The 16,418-nt window shown below is 70.7% G+C and carries 13 protein-coding genes; 5 read left to right on the top strand and 8 right to left on the bottom strand.

The features are described from left to right. The first annotated feature begins 28 nt into the window (after positions 1-28). Positions 29-2,185 (top strand): DUF6351 family protein, encoded by a 2,157-nt coding sequence (locus BLR04_RS20690; RefSeq protein ID WP_143022120.1) that lies wholly within the window; start codon positions 29-31, stop codon positions 2,183-2,185. Here BLR04_RS20690 and BLR04_RS20685 read toward each other — a convergent pair. Next, positions 2,179-3,411 carry an MFS transporter gene (locus tag BLR04_RS20685; protein ID WP_245740379.1) on the bottom strand — a complete coding sequence of 411 codons (1,233 nt, stop codon included), beginning with the start codon at positions 3,409-3,411 and terminating at the stop codon, positions 2,179-2,181. The two genes, BLR04_RS20690 and BLR04_RS20685, sit on opposite strands and share 7 nt — an antisense overlap. Positions 3,412-3,468: 57 nt before the next feature. On the opposite strand from BLR04_RS20685, the gene BLR04_RS20680 reads away from it, so the two are divergent. Beyond that, a complete protein-coding gene (locus BLR04_RS20680) occupies positions 3,469-3,978 on the top strand; it encodes an ArsR/SmtB family transcription factor (protein ID WP_090767655.1) in 510 nt (169 codons plus the stop codon). A 35-nt stretch (positions 3,979-4,013) separates the two neighbouring features. Here BLR04_RS20680 and valS read toward each other — a convergent pair whose 3' ends face one another. After that, positions 4,014-6,503: a valine--tRNA ligase gene (gene valS / locus BLR04_RS20675; RefSeq protein ID WP_090767652.1), complete on the bottom strand. Its 2,490-nt coding sequence runs from the start codon at positions 6,501-6,503 to the stop codon at positions 4,014-4,016. A gap of 107 nt (positions 6,504-6,610) precedes the next feature. Between valS and BLR04_RS20670 the strand changes: the two genes are divergently transcribed. After that, positions 6,611-6,895, top strand: a complete 285-nt coding sequence (locus BLR04_RS20670) for a DUF4235 domain-containing protein (protein ID WP_090767649.1) — start codon at positions 6,611-6,613, stop codon at positions 6,893-6,895. On the opposite strand, the gene BLR04_RS20665 is transcribed toward BLR04_RS20670, so the two are convergent. The 3 genes from BLR04_RS20665 to paaN are packed head-to-tail and all read right to left on the bottom strand — an operon-like array spanning position 6,828 to position 11,504. Beyond that, entirely contained in the window at positions 6,828-8,261 is a 1,434-nt protein-coding gene (locus tag BLR04_RS20665) for an alpha,alpha-trehalose-phosphate synthase (UDP-forming) (RefSeq protein ID WP_090767646.1), read from the bottom strand. The genes BLR04_RS20670 and BLR04_RS20665 overlap by 68 nt on opposite strands. A 17-nt stretch (positions 8,262-8,278) precedes the next feature. Beyond that, the gene (locus BLR04_RS20660) at positions 8,279-9,826 is read right to left on the bottom strand and encodes an FAD-dependent oxidoreductase (RefSeq protein WP_245740378.1); all 1,548 of its coding nucleotides are present in this window, start codon (positions 9,824-9,826) and stop codon (positions 8,279-8,281) included. A gap of 31 nt (positions 9,827-9,857) precedes the next feature. Continuing rightward, on the bottom strand, positions 9,858-11,504 hold the full coding sequence (gene paaN, locus BLR04_RS20655) for a phenylacetic acid degradation protein PaaN (RefSeq protein ID WP_090767807.1): 1,647 nt from the start codon (positions 11,502-11,504) through the stop codon (positions 9,858-9,860). Between the two features lie 135 nt (positions 11,505-11,639). Between paaN and paaK the strand changes: the two genes are divergently transcribed. Together paaK and BLR04_RS20645 are read left to right on the top strand one after the other, a co-directional pair. Continuing rightward, the gene (gene paaK / locus BLR04_RS20650; protein WP_090767643.1) at positions 11,640-12,938 is read left to right on the top strand and encodes a phenylacetate--CoA ligase PaaK; all 1,299 of its coding nucleotides are present in this window, start codon (positions 11,640-11,642) and stop codon (positions 12,936-12,938) included. Between the two features lie 4 nt (positions 12,939-12,942). Next, positions 12,943-13,545 (top strand): TetR/AcrR family transcriptional regulator, encoded by a 603-nt coding sequence (locus BLR04_RS20645; protein ID WP_090767640.1) that lies wholly within the window; start codon positions 12,943-12,945, stop codon positions 13,543-13,545. On the opposite strand, the gene BLR04_RS20640 is transcribed toward BLR04_RS20645, so the two are convergent. The 3 genes from BLR04_RS20640 to BLR04_RS20630 form a co-directional block, all read right to left on the bottom strand. Continuing rightward, entirely contained in the window at positions 13,542-14,378 is an 837-nt protein-coding gene (locus BLR04_RS20640) for a hypothetical protein (protein ID WP_245740377.1), read from the bottom strand. The genes BLR04_RS20645 and BLR04_RS20640 overlap by 4 nt on opposite strands. Positions 14,379-14,456: 78 nt before the next feature. Next, complete coding sequence (locus BLR04_RS20635) at positions 14,457-14,756, bottom strand: DUF4193 domain-containing protein (RefSeq protein ID WP_049570503.1); 300 nt, start codon at positions 14,754-14,756, stop codon at positions 14,457-14,459. A 309-nt stretch (positions 14,757-15,065) separates the two neighbouring features. Then, positions 15,066-16,328 (bottom strand): sensor histidine kinase, encoded by a 1,263-nt coding sequence (locus BLR04_RS20630; protein WP_090767804.1) that lies wholly within the window; start codon positions 16,326-16,328, stop codon positions 15,066-15,068. Positions 16,329-16,418: the final 90 nt, after the last annotated feature.

Raw genomic sequence — 16,418 nt, 5'->3', positions numbered from 1 at the left:
ATCGTTAACGCGTGTCACCGTCAAGGTCATGAAGGCCCTGGCAGTCCTCATCATGCTGACATCCCTCACCATCGCCCCCTCCCCTGCCCACGCCTCCGGCGCCCCCCTGACCGTGGAGGTGCTCTCCAGCCGTCCCGACCAGGTCAGCGGCGGCGACGCCCTGGTCAGGGTCCGGCAGACCCGCGGCCACAAGAACCAGAAGATCAAGGTCCTGCGCAACGGCGAGGACGTCACCTCCGCGTTCACGAAGTCCGGTGACGCCCTGCAGGGCCTGGTCACCGGCCTCACCGTCGGGAACAACACGATCACCGCCGTCGCGGGCCCGTCCCGGCAGAACCTGAAGGTGCGCAACCACCCCACCGAGGGGCCGATCTTCTCGGGTCCGCACCAGCAGCCGTTCGTGTGCAAGACCGAGCGCAGCGGCCTCGGCCCGCCCGTCGCCGACAACCAGGACGGCCAGGGCATGCGGGTCGAGGGCGGCTGGAGCCGCGACTGCTTCGCCCCCACGGTGACCGACCGCCTCTACCGCTCCACGGACGGCACGTTCAAGCCCATGCCGGCCGACCGTCCGGCCGACATGTCGACGACCACGCTGCTGAACGGCCGTACCGTCGACTTCGTGGTACGCCGCGAGCGCGGCGTCATCAACCGCTTCCTCTACTCGATCGCCATGATCGAGGACGGCTGGAACGGCCGGGCGATCTACCGGTTCGACGGCGGTGTGGCGATCGGCCACAACCAGGGCACCCTCGGAGGCGGCGCGCTGGACCCGTACGGGCTGGGCAAGGGCTACGCGATCCTGCACTCCTCGGGCACCCGCACCTCCACCCACTACAACCTGATCCTGGGCGGCGAGACGGCGCTCATGCTGAAGGAACGCTTCATCGAGCAGTACGGCGTGCCGCTGTACACGGTGGGCGTGGGCGGCTCTGGCGGAGCCATCCAGCAGTACGTCTACGGCCAGAACTACGGCGACAGGGTGATCGACGCCGCCATCCCGCAGTACTCGTACCCGGACATGGTCACCCAGACCATTCACGTGGGCGACTGTGAGCTGCTCGAACGGTACATGGACGGAAATCCCCGCTGGGCGCGCTGGGAGGACCGTACGGCCCTCATCGGCATGAACGCGAGCGAGACCGTCCCCAACCCCTACACCGGCACGCCTGGCTCGGACGAGTGCGTGAACGGGTGGCGCGGCCTGACCCCGCTCACCATGAACCCGCTGTGGACCTCGAACAACGACCCCGAGTGGGCGCTCATGGACCCGCCGGGCGTCAAGGACACGGTGGAGTGGACGCACTGGGACGACGCGCGCAACGTCTACGGCGAGGACAAGGCCGGCTACGCCCGCTCGACATGGGGCAACGTGGGCGTCCAGTACGGCCTGAAGGCGCTGCGGGACGGCGTGCTCACCCCGGCGGAGTTCCTCGACGTCAACGCCAAGGTCGGCTCCTGGAAGGACGCCTCCGAGATGGTCCAGGAGGGCTGCCCGTTCGTGCAGACGGCGTGCCCGGCGGACCTCGACCCGTGGAGCACCCGCAACATGAACCTGGGCGACCCGGCACCGAGGCGCGCGCCCGACCCGATCGCGATCAGGAACGTGGAGCGCAGCGGCCTGGTGTTCCGCGGCGACATCGACATCCCGATCATCGACTGGCGCCACTACCTGGAAGAGCAGCTCGACATGCACAACGCCCACCAGTCGTTCGCGTCGCGCAAGCGGATGCTCGACCATGACGGCGACGCCGGCAACCAGGTCATCTGGTTCACCGACGCCCGCCCGAACGGCGAGGAGTTCGACCAGACGCCGCAGGCGCTGCAGGTGATCGACGCCTGGATGGCGAACCTGAGGAAGCACCCGGAGCGCGGCGTGGCGGGCAACAAGCCGCCCGAGGCGGTCGACCGCTGCTTCGCCACCGACGGCACGCCCATCGCGTCAGGCCCGCGCGTCTGGGACGGCGTCCTCAACGACCGCGCCCCCGGCGCGTGCACGCGTTACTTCCCGCTCTACTCGACCTCCCGCATCGTCGCGGGCGGCCCGATCGAGGGCGGCGTCTACGCGTGCAAGCTGCAGCCGGTCGAGCGGGCCATCACCAAGGGCCTGTACGGCGCCTGGAAGCCCACGTCCGCCGAGCGCGCCCGGCTGAAGCAGATCTTCCCCACCGGGGTCTGCGACTACTGATCGGCGGTCTGGGGTACCGGCAGCTCGCGCATCGTCCGCATGGGTGAGGTGACCAGCCACAGGAAGCCCAGGCAGCCGCCGAACGCGGTGACCAGCAGGGTGTTCCTGATGCCGATCACCTCGCCCAGCACGCCACCGATCACCCCGCCGAGCGGCAGGGTGCCCCAGACGACGAAGCGCATCGTGGCGTTCATCCGCCCGAGCAGCGGCTCGGGCGTGATGGCCTGGCGGAAGCTGAGCTGGGTGACGTTGTAGATGACGATGCTCGCCCCCATGACGAACTCGCCCAGGACGTACAGCGACAGCCGCCAGTCGGCCTCCATCCAGGGCAGCGCGAACGACAGAGGGGCGGGCATCAGCGCGAACAGCCACATCGTGGGCCCCTGCCCGAGCCACCTGGCGACCCTGGCGTTGACCAGCGCGCCGGCCAGCCCGCCGATGCCGCCGGCGGCCATGAGCAGGCCGATGGTGCCCGCGGCGAGTTCGAGTTCGCGGGCCAGCAGCAGCAGGATCATCGGGTGGGCCATCGCGCCGAACATGTTGCCCGTGGCGGTGCAGGCCGCGATGCGGCGCAGCAGCGTGTGCCCGAAGACGAACCTGACGCCTTCGGCGATCTCCTTGCCCAGGTTGCCGCGGCGCGGCTCCTGGCGGACCTCGTGCTTCTTGATCGTCCCGAGGCACAGCGCCGACCAGGCGAAGCCGACCACGGTGGCGATCAGCGCGAACGGCGCTGTGAGGAACTGGATCAGGTAGCCGCCGGCGCCGGGCCCGCCGAGCTGGGCCACCGTACGCACGACCTCCAGCGCGGAGTTGCCCGCGACGAGCTTGTCCCGCCCGACCAGGTGCGGCAGGTAGCTCTGGTACGCCACGTCGAAGAACACGGTGAAGACGCCGAGCGCCAGTGCCACGACGTACAGCTGGGGGATCGTCAGCACGTCCAGCCACCAGGCGACCGGCACGGACACGAGCGCGGCGGCCCGCCCCCAGTCGGCGACGACCATGACGACGCGCTTGCGCATCCGGTCGACGACGGCTCCTGCGGGCAGGCCGATCAGCACGAACGCGAGCGTCTGGCAGGCGGCGAGCAGGCCCACCTCGAACTCGGAGGCGTGCAGGGCCGACACCGCGACCAGGGGCAGGGCGAGGACGAGCACCTGGGTGCCGACCTGGCTGGCGGTGTCGGCGAGGAAGAGCCGCCGGAAGTCGTGGTCACGTAAGACGTTCACGCCCACACCATGCCAGCACCGATTGGGAACATTCAACCGGAGATAGGGTGGCCCTTCATGGAACGCCGCCGCCCCGCGACCGAGGCCGAGGCCCGCGCGCTCGCTTCGTCCGTACGCCTGCGCATCCTGCGGCTCTGCCTCGACCAGGCGCTCACCAACAAAGAGATCGCCGGCCGCCTCGACGCCAACCCTGCCACCACGCTGCACCACGTGCGCAAGCTGGTCGAGACCGGGTTCCTGGCCGCCGAGCCGAGCCGTCCAGGGCCGCGCGGCTCGACCGAGATCCCCTACCGGGCGACCGGGAAGTCGTGGGAGGTCAACGTCCGCGAGAGCGGCGTGCCGGGCGGCGGTGCGGCCATGCTGGAGGCGTTCCAGCAAGAGGTCCGGCTCGCCGACCTCGAGCAGAGCCGGTTCGTCAGGCTGGGGATCAGGCTCACTCCCGAGACCCACGCCGAGCTGCTGCGGCGGCTGCGTGAGGTGCTCGACGACTTCCGCTCCCACCAGGACGACGGCGACGCCTACTCCCTGTTCGTCGCCCTGCACCCCGACGTCACCCGCGACGCGTGAGCCGCCGGGCGCCCGCGCGGGCGCCCGGCGACCGATCAGCCGAGGGCGACCTCGACCTTCAGCTCCTCACCCAGCTCTTCCCCGCGGTCGAGCACGAACTCCTCGACGTTGCCCGCCGCGCACAGGTCGTCCTGCGCCAGCCGGACGAGCTCGGCGTCGGACGCCCAGACCGTGAGCCGGGAGACCTCGGCGCGCATCGACAGCTTGGCCTCCGACTTGGCCTTGCGCACCTGCCGGAGCACGTCGGAGGCGACGGTCAGCACCGCCGGGTCGCCCGCGCCCCGCTCGAGCTCGGGCCAGGACGCGCGGTGCACGGAACCCTCCTGCCACCACGACCACACCTCTTCGGTCACGAACGGCAGGAACGGCGCGAACAGCCGCAGCAACACGTCGAGCGCCTGCCGCAGCGCCGCGTGCGCCGACGCCGCGGCCGGGCCGGTCTCGTACGCGCGAGCCTTGACCAGCTCGAGGTAGTCGTCGCAGAACGCCCAGAAGAAGCGTTCGACGGCCTCCAGCGCCCGGGTGTGGTCGTAGCCCGCGAGCGCCTCGCCGGCCTCCCGCGCGACGTCGGACAGCGCGGCCAGCATGGCGAGGTCGAGCGGCTCGGTGACCTCGCCGTCGCTCTCGGCCATGCTCAGCACGAACTTGGACGCGTTGAGGATCTTGATGGCCAGCCGCCGGCCGATCTTGAGCTGGCCCGCGTCGAAGGCGGTGTCGACGCCGTAGCGCCCACTCGCCGCCCAGTAGCGCACCGCGTCGGAGCCGTGCTGGTCGAGCAGGGCGAGCGGGGTGACCACGTTGCCCTTCGACTTCGACATCTTCTTGCGGTCGGGGTCGAGGACCCAGCCCGAGATCGCCACGTCGCTCCACGGCAGCGTGCCGAACTCGGCATGGGAGCGGACCACGGTCGAGAACAGCCAGGTGCGGATGATCTCGTGGCTCTGCGGCCGCAGGTCGGCCGGGAACACCCGCCGGAACAGGTCGTCGTCGCTGCCCCAGCGGCCGGCGATCTGCGGGGTCAGCGACGAGGTGGCCCAGGTGTCCATGACGTCGGGGTCGGCGGCGAACCCGCCGGGCACGCCGCGCTGCTCCTCGGTGTAGCCGGGCGGCACGTCGGAGGACGGGTCGACCGGCAGCATGTCCTCGGTCGGCAGGATCGGCGCGTCGTGGCGGGGCTGCCCCGAGTCGTCGACCGGGTACCACACCGGGAACGGCACGCCGAAGAAGCGCTGACGGGAGATCAGCCAGTCGCCGTTCAGCCCCTCGACCCAGTTGTCGTAGCGCACCTTCATGTGCGGCGGGTGCCAGCCGAGCTCACCGCCGCGCTCCAGCAGCCGCTGCCGCAGCTCCTCGTCGCGCCCGCCGTTGCGGATGTACCACTGGCGGGTGGTGACGATCTCGAGCGGCTTGTCGCCCCGCTCGTAGAACTTCACCGCGCGCGAGACCGGCCGCGGCTCACCGTCGAGGTCGCCGGCCTCGCGCAGCAGCTCGACGATGCGCTCGCGGGCGCTGTGCACGGTCTTGCCGGCCAGCTCCTTGTACGGCTCCTCCTCCACGCCCTCCGGCGGCTCCGGCAGCATGCGGCCGTCCCAGCCGATGACCGGCCGGGTCGGCAGCTGCAGCTCGCGCCACCAGGTGACGTCGGTGACGTCACCGAACGTGCAGATCATCGCGATGCCGGTGCCCTTGTCGGGCTCGGCCAGGCGGTGGGCGAGCACCGGCACCTCGACGCCGAACAGCGGCGTCAGCACCGACGTGCCGATCAGCTCCTGGTAGCGCTCGTCGTCGGGATGGGCGACCAGCGCCACGCAGGCGGGGATCAGCTCGGGCCTGGTGGTCTCGATCCAGACCGGACCCTTCTCGCCGTAGAAGGAGACCCGGTGGAACGCACCGGGCCACTCGCGGTCCTCCAGCTCGGCCTGGGCCACGGCGGTGCGGTAGGTGACGTCCCACAGGGTCGGCGCCTCGGCGAGGTAGGCCTCGCCCCGCAGCAGGTTGCGCAGGAACGCGCGCTGCGACACGGCCCGCGACTCGTCGCTGATCGTGGTGTAGAGCAGCTTCCAGTCGATGGACAGGCCGACCCGCCGCCACATCTCCTCGAACGCCTGCTCGTCGACGGCGGTCAGCTTGTGGCACAGCTCCACGAAGTTGCGCCGCGAGATCGGCACCTCGCGTTTGCCGGGCTTGTCCGGTGGAACGAACTCGGGGTCGTAGGGCAGCGACGGGTCGCAGCGCACGCCGTAGACGTTCTGCACCCGCCGCTCCGTGGGCAGGCCGTTGTCGTCCCAGCCGATGGGGTAGAAGACCGACTTGCCGATCATCCGCTGGTAGCGGGCCATGATGTCGGTGTGGGTGTAGGAGAAGACGTGACCCATGTGCAGTGCGCCGGACACCGTGGGCGGGGGCGTGTCGATGGCGAAGACCTGCTCACGGGGCTTGGAGCGGTCGAAGCGGTAGACGCCTTCGTCCTCCCAGCGACGTACCCATACCTGCTCCAAGCCGTCGAGGGTCGGCTTTTGGGGCATGGATGGGCGGCGTAGTCGCTGTTGAGTCATGCCTCCTTATGGTACGGCTTCGCCGACTGCCCGGCGGTACAGACTAGTGTTCGTTACGAAGGGGAAGGGAGATCGTCATGGCGGAGGAGAAGCCCGACGTGGCTTGGCGGGTCATCGGCGGGCTCGTCGGCATGGTGACCGCCTGGGGGGCGAAGAAGGTCCTCGGGTACGCCTGGGTCAAGGCGACGGGCAAGGAGCCGCCCGTCGACACCGAATCACCCGAGGTCAGCCTGGCTGAGGCGATCGGTTACGCCGTCGTCATGGGGGTCGGCATGTCGGTGGCGCAGATCGTGGTCAACCGGACCGCCAAGAAGCGCTACGACGCGTGGAAGGCTCTGAAGCAGGTGACTCCAGAGCTGTGAGGAACTCGTTCGCCCAGCGGTCCACGTCGTAGGTGGCGACCCGGCGGCGCATCGTACGCATCCGCCGGGCCAGCTCGTGCGGCGTGGCCCGCATCGCGGCCAGCATCTGCCGCTTGACGTCCTCCACGTCGTACGGGTTGACGAGGTAGGCCTGCCGCAGCTCGTCGGCGGCCCCGGCGAACTCGCTGAGCACCAGCGCGCCCTGCAGGTCGTGGTGGCAGGAGATGTACTCCTTGGCCACCAGGTTCATCCCGTCGCGCAGGGGTGTCACGATCATCACGTCGGCGGCGAGGTAGAGCGCCGCAAGCTCTTCCTGGCCGTACGACTGGTGGAAGTAGTGGATCGGCTGGTAGCCGAGCTGGGCGTGCTCGCCGTTGATCCGTCCGACCTGCAGTTCGATGTCGTCGCGCAGCCTGCGGTACTCGTCCACGCGCTCCCGGCTCGGGGTAGCGATCTGCACGAACACCGCCTCGTTGGCGCGCAGCTTGCCGTCCTTCAGCAGCTCGCCGAACGCCTCAAGCCGCTGCCCGATGCCCTTGGTGTAGTCGAGCCGGTCGACGCCGAGCAGCACGTGGTCGGGGTCGCCCAGCTCCATCCTGATCTCCTTGGCCCGGCTCACGATGTGCGACTCCCTGACGAGCCCGTCGAGCTGCGCGAAGTCGACGGAGATGGGGAACGCCTGCGTGGTGACGATCCGGTCGTCCAGGAAGATCTCGTTGCCCTTGTACGGCAGCCCGAGCAGGCGGCGGCACAGCCGGCGGAAGTTGGACGCGCCGCCGGGCAGCTGGAATCCGACCAGGTCGGCGCCGAGCAGCCCCTCGACCAGCTCCCTGCGCCACGGCAGCCGCCAGAACAGCTCGGTCGGCGGGAACGGGATGTGCAGGAAGAACCCGATGCGCAGGTCGGGCCGCAGCCTGCGCAGCATGGCGGGCACGAGCTGCAGCTGGTAGTCCTGCACCCACACCACGGCGCCCTTCTCGGCCGCGTCCGCGGCGGCCTCGGCGAAGCGCTGGTTGACGCTGCGGTAGGTCTCCCACATCGCCCTGTCGAACACGGGCGTCGCCACCACGTCGTGGTAGAGCGGCCACAGCGTCGCGTTCGAGAAACCCTCGTAGTAGAGCTCGACCTCGCGGGCCGACAGCGGGATCGGGATGAGGTTCATCCCGTCCTGCTCGAACGGCTCGAGCTTCTCATCGGGCGCCCCGTGCCAACCGGCCCAGGCGCCGTGGCGGCGCTGCATCACCGGGGCGATCGCCGTGACGAGCCCCCCCGGGCTCCTGCGCCATGAGGCCGTTCCGTCCGGCTCGATCGTCCGGTCCACCGGCAACCGGTTGGCGACGATCAGAAACGAGCTACGGCCAGTCACGCAGTCCTCCTATGGGGTCATGTGTCAGGAGAGCCGCCGAGTGCGCGGCTCACAGCGGCCGCCACCGACTCAGGCTCCGCCTGGGGGAGGATCGCGGCGATGTGCGAGTCGGGCCTTATGAGCCAAGCCTCGTCCGGACCGGCGCCGAGCGTGTCGGCCAGGGATCCGGTCCCGTGCATCTCCGCGAGCCCGCGAACGGCGAGCGGCGCCGTAATGACCTTGCCCAAGACCTGGGCAAACAAACTCGAATCGCACATATCGCCCAGAAGTACGAGGAATCCGTCCCGGCACAGCTCGCGCAATCTGCCCCCGGGGATCGCCGCATCGGGCAGGATCACGCCCGGCGCGGGCTCGCACAGCGCCCCTCTGGCGGGCCGCCCGCGGAACGGGCGTGACGGCTCGGGCGTGGTCAGCGGCGAGTCCACGTACCAGAACGGCTCGGCGAACCGGCCGGAGTCGACCTCCGCCATCCGGCCGCCCTCCAGCGCCGCCCGCCGGCGCATCCGCTCCTCGACGGTGCGCGGCGCGAGGAAGCGCATGGTGGCGCCGGTCACCTCCAGGTTCTCGCGCGCCGCCGCGTGCCGCTCGACGTGGTACGACTCCAGCAGCTCCTCCCCCGCCCACCCGCCGAGCACGAACGCGAGCTTCCAGGCCGCGTTCTCGGCGTCCGCCACGCCCGAGTTGAGGCCGCGCGCCCCGAACGGCGCCGTCAGGTGGGCGCAGTCGCCCGCCAGCAGCACCCGCCCGACGCGCATCCGGGAGGCGAGCCGCGCGTGGAAGCGGTAGGTGCTGTGCCACAGCAGCTCATGCGGCCGGTCGCCGATGATCTGCCGCACCTTGCGCGCGATGTCGCCCCGCGTCGGGACGAAGTCGGGCGCGATCTGCCAGTCGATCCGGTACGTGCCGCCCGGGCACGGATGGATGAGCACCTGCCGGCCGGGGTTCCAGTACGGGTCGAAGTAGAAGCGCCGCTCGTTCTCCCACCCGGGCAGCTCGGCCTTGATGTCGCAGATGAGGAACTGGTCGTCGTACGACTCCCCGGTGAAGGACACCCCGAGCGCCGACCGCACGACCTGCGCCCGCGCCCCGGCGCAGACCAGCGCGTACGGCGCCCGCAGCACCCGCTGCCCGCAGCGCACGCTGACGCCGGAGGGGTCCTGGGTCAGGCCGGTGACCTCGTGGTCCCAGCGGACCTCGACGAGCGGCTGCCCCGCCACGACCTCGTCGAGGATCTGCTCGGTACGGCTCTGGGAGATGTTCACACACGCGGGCAGCGGCCCCTGCTGCTCGAACGACCAGGTGAACAGCTCGCGGGACCGGTAGTAGGTGCGGGCCGTGGTCCAGGCCAGCCCTTCCTCGGCGATCCGGCCCGCGCCGGCGGCGGCCCAGATGTCGAGCACGTCGCGCTGCTGGCAGATCGACTTCGACCCGCCCGGCCCCCTGGACGGCCGCTGGTCGAGCACCAGCACCTGGATGCCCCAGCGGGCCAGCAGCAGCGCGGCGCTCAGCCCGACGGGGCCCGCGCCGATCACGATGACCTGGGCGTCGAGGTCCTTCCTCACCACCGGTCACCCTCCTCTCCCCGTACGGACGGCGTCAGACCGGCCGGCGCGACTGCACCACGTGGAAACGGCCCGCCACGTAGCCGGGGTCGGTGAGCGAGGCGGTGGCCGCCGGGTTGGCGCCCGTGCCGTGGTAGTCGCTGAACGCCGCGGACTGGTTGACGAACACCCCGCCGGTGAGGTTGCACGACAGGTTGACGCCGGCGTCGAGCGCGGCCCGTTCCGCCTCGTCGAGCACGTCGGCGGAGGTCGAGTAGACCGAGGCGGTGAGCGCGCCGCGGGCGCCGACCGTCCGGCGCAGCACGTCGAGGCTCTCGCGCGTCGAGGCCGTCGGGACGAGGAACGCGATCGGCCCGAAGTGCTCGCGCCCGTAGACGTCGGACCGTTCCGCGCCGACCTTGACGATCACCGGCGTCCGCACCACCGCGTCGGGGAACTCCGGGTGCTTGACCGCCCGCGACTCCAGCACCACCTCGCCGAGCGACGGCGCGGCCTCCACCCGGGCGAGCACGTCGGGGTTGACCAGCGCGCCGGTCACCTCGACCGCGCGGGCGTCGTCGCTGAGCAGCCCGCCGACCGCGGCGGCGAGCCCCGCGGCGACCTCGTCGAAGCTCTTGTGCCCCTCGTCGGTCTCGACGCCGCCCGCGGGCACGAGGACGGTCTGCGGCGCGGTGCACATCTGGCCGCTGTAGAGCGACAGCGAGAACGCGAGGTTGCCCAGCATGCCCCGCCAGGAGTCGGTGGAGTCGACGACGACCGTGTTGACCCCGGCCTTCTCGGTGTGGACGAGGGCCTGGCGGGCGTTGCGCTCGAGCCAGTCGCCGTACTCGGTGGAGCCGGTGAAGTCGATCACCCGTACGGCGCGGTCGGTGGCGAGCGCGGTGGCCAGGCCCGTGCCCTCCTCGACGGCCAGCGACACCAGCGCCGGGTCGAACCCTGCCTCCGCCAGCGTCTCGCGGGCCACCTGGACGGTGACGGCCAGCGGCAGCACCGCCCGCGGGTGCGGCTTGACGATCACCGGGTTGCCGGTGACCAGCGAGGCGAACAGCCCCGGATAGGCGTTCCAGGTGGGGAACGTGTTGCAGCCGATCACCAGCGCCACGCCTCTCGGCACGACGGTGAAGCGCTTGTCCATGACCAGCGGCTCGCCCTTGGCCGGCTTCTCCCAGCGGGCGGTCGCCGCCGCGGACGTCATGGCCGCGTACCCGTAGGCGACGGCCTCCAGCGCGCGGTCCTGCGCGTGCGGCCCGCCCGCCTGGAAGGCCATGACGAACGCCTGGCCGGTCGTGTGCTGCACGGCATGGGCGAGCTCGAAGCTGCGCCGGTGGATGCGCTGGATGATCTCGACGCAGGTCAGCGCGCGGGTCAGCGGCCCCGCGTCGCGCCAGGCCGGCAGCGCCGCGAGCGCCGCCGCCACGATCCGGTCGACGACGGGCTCGGGATAGGTGACCCCCAGCTCGATGCCGTACGGCGAGCGCTCGGCCCCGATCCACGCGCCCGTGCCCGGCTGGTCGAGCGGGAAACGCTTGCCGAGCAGCGACTCGAACGCCTCCCGGCCCCGCTCGGCGGCCTCCTCGCCGTGGACTCGCGGGCTCGGCGACTCGGGGAAGGCGCTCCAGTGGCCGCGCTCGGCGATGGCCGCCAGCGCCTTCTCCAGGGTCTCGCGGTGCTGCTCGAACATCATCTTCACCCTCTTGACAGGGATCGTCCCGGACGATGTTGTGTTTACCGAACATTCGGTCAGTAGACAAGGCAGACCTGCCTCGGGGAGCGCGCGTCGTGGGTCTCGCCGCACCGAACCGAGACGAGGCTGACGATGAGATTCGGCGATCCCCCCGCGCCGCACGAGTTCGACCCGATCGAACGCGCGTCCCGCGACGAGCTCATGGCGCTGCAGCTCGAGCGCCTGCGGCGGACGCTCGCGCACGCCTACGCCAACGTCCCGCTCTACCGTCGCAAGCTCGACGCGGCCGGTGTCCACCCCGCCGACTGCCGGTCGTTCGACGACCTGGCCGCGTTCCCCTTCACCACGAAGCAGGACCTGCGCGACTGCTACCCGTACGCGATGTTCGCCGTGCCGCGTGAGCGGGTGGCCCGCATCCACGCCTCCAGCGGCACGACCGGCGCGCCCACCGTGGTCGGCTACACCAAGCGTGACCTCGACGTCTGGGCCGATCTCATGGCCCGTTCGATCCGCGCCTCCGGCGGGCGGCCCGGCGACGTCGTGCACGTGGCCTACGGCTACGGGCTGTTCACCGGAGGCCTCGGCGCGCACTACGGGGCCGAGAGGCTGGGCTGCACGGTGGTCCCCGTCTCGGGCGGCATGACGTCCCGGCAGGTACGGCTCATCGCCGACCTGCGGCCCGACATCGTGATGATGACGCCGTCCTACCTGCTGGCGTTGCTGGACGAGTTCGCCGCGCAGGGGCTCGACCCGCGCGCGTCGTCACCGCGCGTCGGCATCTTCGGCGCGGAGCCGTGGACGGAGGAGATGCGCGCCGAGATCGAGGAGCGCTTCGACCTGCACGCTGTCGACATCTACGGCCTGTCGGAGGTCATGGGCCCCGGCGTGGCCAACGAGTGCGTCGAGACGAAGGACGGCCTGCACATCTGGGAGGACCACTTCTATCCCGAGATCGTCGACCCGGTCACCGGCAAACCCGCCGAGGCGGGCGAACTCGTGCTGACCAGTCTCACCAAGGAGGCCATGCCGGTCATCCGCTACCGCACGAGCGACCTCACCCGGCTGCTGCCCGGCACCGCGCGGCCCGCGTTCCGGCGCATGGCGAAGGTGACCGGACGTACCGACGACACGATCATCCTGCGCGGCGTGAACGTGTTCCCGACCCAGTTCGAGGAGCTGGTGCTGCGCACGGAGGGCCTGTCGCCGCACTTCCAGCTGCACCTGACGCGTCCGGCCAGGCTCGACGTGCTGACGGTGCGGGTCGAGGCTCGGCCCGGGTTCGGCGGCGACCGGCTCGCCGCGGGCTGGGCGCTGCGCCAGGCGGTCAAGGACGCGGTGGGCGTGAGCGTCGAGGTCGAGGTCGTCGATCCTGGGACGCTGGAGCGCTCGATGGGCAAGCTCCAACGAGTCATCGACAAGCGGGATAATTGATGACATGGCCTCCCCGACCCCGACCCCCGCTCGTCAGCGCAGGCGCGGACACGACCCCGAGTCGGTGCTGGCCACCGCCGTGGGCGTGTTCAACGAGCGCGGCTACGACGGGACGAGCATGGAGGACCTCGCCCGAGCGCTCGGCATGACGAAGTCGGCCATCTACTACCACGTGCCGGGCAAGGAGCAGCTCCTCGCCCGCGCGCTCGACCGGGCACTCGACGGGCTCTTCGAGCTGATGGCCGACGACGGCGCGGCCAAGGGAACGGGCATCGAACGCCTCGAGTGGGTCGTCCGGCAGAGCGTGCGCATCCTCGTCGACCGGCTCCCGTACGTCACGCTGCTGCTGCGGGTGCGCGGCAACAGCCCCACCGAGCTGGCGGCGCTGGAGCGGCGGCGGGAGTTCGACCGGTTCATCGGCCGTCTGGTCACCGAGGCGGCGGTGGAGGGCAGCATCCGGCCCGACGTCGATCCTGCGCTGGTGACGCGGCTGCTGTTCGGCGCCGTCACCTCGATCAGCGACTGGTACCAGCCGGCGCGCGGCGCCTCGGCCGACGACCTGGCCGACGCCCTGCTGAAGATGACCTTCGGGGGTCTGCGGGTCTAGTCGGGGCGTTCGGTGCCGCGGGGCCGGTCGGGGGGTTCGGCCTCGACGGCGGGGCGGCCGGGGGCGGAGAGCTTGCCCTTGCGCAGGTCGTTGCGGACCGCTTCGGCGAGCTTCTTGGTGGCGATGCGGTTGAGCGCGCCGCCCGCGACGGCGCCGGTGAGGAACGGGCCGAACGTGGTCAGGTGGCGGCCCAGCGTACGCATGAGGCGGTTGCGCAGGGCGGTCTTGGTGGCGGCGCCCAGGGCCAGCGTGACGGAGGCGGGGGCCAGCGGGTCGATGCCGCGCTGCTTGGCCCAGGCGGTGGCGAAGACGACGGCGCGCTGGGTGCCGGTGCCCTCGACGCGGACGCCGTAGACCTCGTGCAGCTCGGCGAGCAGCTTGACCTCGATGGCGGCGACGACGATCGTCTCGGCGACGAGCTGGGCGGGGGCGGAGAGCAGGAGGGGTGGCGCCGCGAACTCGGCCGCGGCCAGCGCTCCGCCGATGGCGCCGACGGTCATGGTGCCCTTCTGGGCGGTGCGCACCAGGTCGTCGGCGAGTTCTTCACCGGTGAGGCCGTGATGGTGCTCGGCCAGGGTCTGGAGGTCTCTGATCGGGATGCGAGGTGCGATGTTGAGGAAGACGTCGGCCAGCCAGCGACCGCGTCCTGCCCCGGACTTCCTGGCCTTCTTGGCCCCCGCGGACAGCGCCCGGGCTAGGCGGCCGAGCAGCCTGCGCCGCTCGGCCGGTTCGAGCTGGTCAGGCTCGGTGAGCCTGCTAACGAGCTCGCCGACCTCGCGTTCGGGGTCGGCGATCTCTTTGCTCGTCTTTCGATCTTTTTCTGATCTGGCCACGCGAAGCCTCCATCCTGTGGTCGCGACCGCTCAAGGTGGCGGGCATGCCCTGCTACCCCGAGCTCCTTCGCCCCATGGTCAGGCGGCGCACTCCCGGCAGACCTGCTGGCCGTTCTTCTCCGAGGCCAGCTGGCTGCGGTGGTGCACCAGGAAGCACCGCGCGCACGTGAACTCGTCAGCCTGGCGGGGGATCACCCGCAGGGAGAGCTCTTCGTTCGACAGGTCGGCACCGGGCAGCTCCAGCGATTCGGCGAGGTCGGTCTCGTCGATGTCGATGCTGCCGGACGACTTGTCGGTGCGCCGCGCCTGGAGTTCCTGGAGGCTGTCCTCACCCAGGTCGTCGTCTGTCTTGCGCGGGCTGTCGTAGTCGGTAGCCATTGTGCTTACTCCATCCCCCTCATCATCCCTATGTCGTCACGCTCGTCGCGCGTCTTCCAACGTCCGAGAGGCCCATCTTGTGCCCGTTCCGCCCAGGAGATTTCCCATCGGTACCCCGCAGGAACGGACAACGAACCTCCCAACACGCCGGCGCGCGCCACCGACGGCAATGGTTAGCCAAATATGGCGAAACCCACAGCCTTGGCGTCATGCTCCACCGTGTTCGACGGCACATCCAACCACATGTGCGGCGAGAACGAGACGCCCCCCGTACATCAACACGCGGACGAGACACCAGCGGTATCCGTGTCAGCGGCTCGGCAGCCTCATGGTGACGACCAGTCCCCCGCCGTCACGCGGCACGGCGGTCACGTTTCCCCCGTGTGCCTGCACCACCGCACGGACGATGGACAACCCCAGACCCGATCCCTTGGCCGAGTCCACGCGGTCCGCGTGGAGCCTCCTGAACGGCTCGAAAAGGCTGTTCACCTCGTACGCCGGAACGTGCTGTCCCGTGTTCGCCACCTGAACAACCAAGGCGCCGTCCACCATTCCCGTACGGATCCAGACTTTTCCGTTTTCAGGGATGTTGTACTTCACGGCGTTCTCGAGCAGATTGCTGACCGAGCGCTCGAGCAGCACGGGGTCGCCCACGGTAGGCGCGCTTACCAGTTCGGTGGTCAGCGTGACCCCGTGTTCCTCGGCGAACGGCGTCACCTGGTCGACGGCCGTCTGGGCGACCTCGCGGACGTCGAGCGGCTTGCGCACGGCCAGCTCGCGTTCGCTCCTGGCGAGCAGCAGCAGCCCCTCGATGAGCTTCTCGTTGCGCGCGTTGACCTCGAGCAGCGTCCGTCCGAGCGCCTTGAGGTCCTCCGACGCCTCCGGGTCGGACAGCGCGATCTCCAGCACCGTCCGGTTGATGGTGAGCGGGGTACGCAGCTCATGGGAGGCATTGGCCACGAACCTGCGCTGGGTGTCGAAGGCGACGTTGAGCCGGGTGAGCATCGCGTCGAACGTGTCGGCCAGCTCCTTCAGCTCGTCGCTCGGCCCCTCGAGGGCGATGCGCTGGTGGGCGAGCGTGCTCTCCGACAGCTTGCGGGCCGTGGCCGTCATCTGCGCCACCGGCCGCATGGCCCGGTCGGCCACGAAATAGCCGATGATGAGCGCCAGGATCGCGACGCCGAGCAGCGCGTAGAAGGCGCTGCCGAACAGGGCGTCCCTGGCCTGCTGCACCGCGTCACCCGCGAGGCTCCGCCACTCGGACTGCAGCTGGGCGTCCTGCAGCGGCGGCAGCCCCAGGTCGAGGGCCGGCCACGCGTCGCTGATCGCCCTGCCGATGATCGCGTAGACGGAGAACAGCAGCACCGCCGCGGCCGCGAACACCAGCGCGCTGTAGGTGAGCGTCAGCCGCCACCGGATGCTGACCTTGCCCGGCAGCTCCTTCATCCGCTCCAGCGCCGTACGCTGCGGCGACTGCGTGGGCGGTGGCGGGCCGTCCCAGGCGGGCGGGCCGCTCGGCGGCGGCGCCCCCTGGACGCGGGTCGTCGCCTGTGCCGAGTGCGGGCTGATCATCGGATGCGTCGGTTCGGTCCGCCGGTCCGGCCCCTCGCTCACGACGCCTCCTCAACCGGCGCTGCCCACGCGTGACACCGCCCGGCGACC

The organism is Nonomuraea maritima (genome assembly GCF_900100395.1).
Taxonomy (GTDB): Bacteria; Actinomycetota; Actinomycetes; order Streptosporangiales; family Streptosporangiaceae; genus Nonomuraea; species Nonomuraea maritima.
Note: the sequence above shows the minus strand (reverse complement) of the source record. Positions and strands in the feature narration are given on the sequence as shown.

Excerpts from the sequence above, each read along its gene's own strand:
- BLR04_RS20690 (WP_143022120.1), top strand. The coding sequence starts at position 29 with ATGAAGGCCCTGGCAGTCCTCATCATGCTGACATCCCTCACCATCGCC.
- BLR04_RS20680 (WP_090767655.1), top strand. The coding sequence starts at position 3,469 with ATGGAACGCCGCCGCCCCGCGACCGAGGCCGAGGCCCGCGCGCTCGCT.
- valS (WP_090767652.1), bottom strand. The coding sequence starts at position 6,503 with ATGCCCCAAAAGCCGACCCTCGACGGCTTGGAGCAGGTATGGGTACGT.
- BLR04_RS20670 (WP_090767649.1), top strand. The coding sequence starts at position 6,611 with ATGGCGGAGGAGAAGCCCGACGTGGCTTGGCGGGTCATCGGCGGGCTC.
- paaN (WP_090767807.1), bottom strand. The coding sequence starts at position 11,504 with ATGTTCGAGCAGCACCGCGAGACCCTGGAGAAGGCGCTGGCGGCCATC.
- paaK (WP_090767643.1), top strand. The coding sequence starts at position 11,640 with ATGAGATTCGGCGATCCCCCCGCGCCGCACGAGTTCGACCCGATCGAA.
- BLR04_RS20645 (WP_090767640.1), top strand. The coding sequence starts at position 12,943 with ATGGCCTCCCCGACCCCGACCCCCGCTCGTCAGCGCAGGCGCGGACAC.
- BLR04_RS20635 (WP_049570503.1), bottom strand. The coding sequence starts at position 14,756 with ATGGCTACCGACTACGACAGCCCGCGCAAGACAGACGACGACCTGGGT.
- BLR04_RS20630 (WP_090767804.1), bottom strand. The coding sequence starts at position 16,328 with ATGATCAGCCCGCACTCGGCACAGGCGACGACCCGCGTCCAGGGGGCG.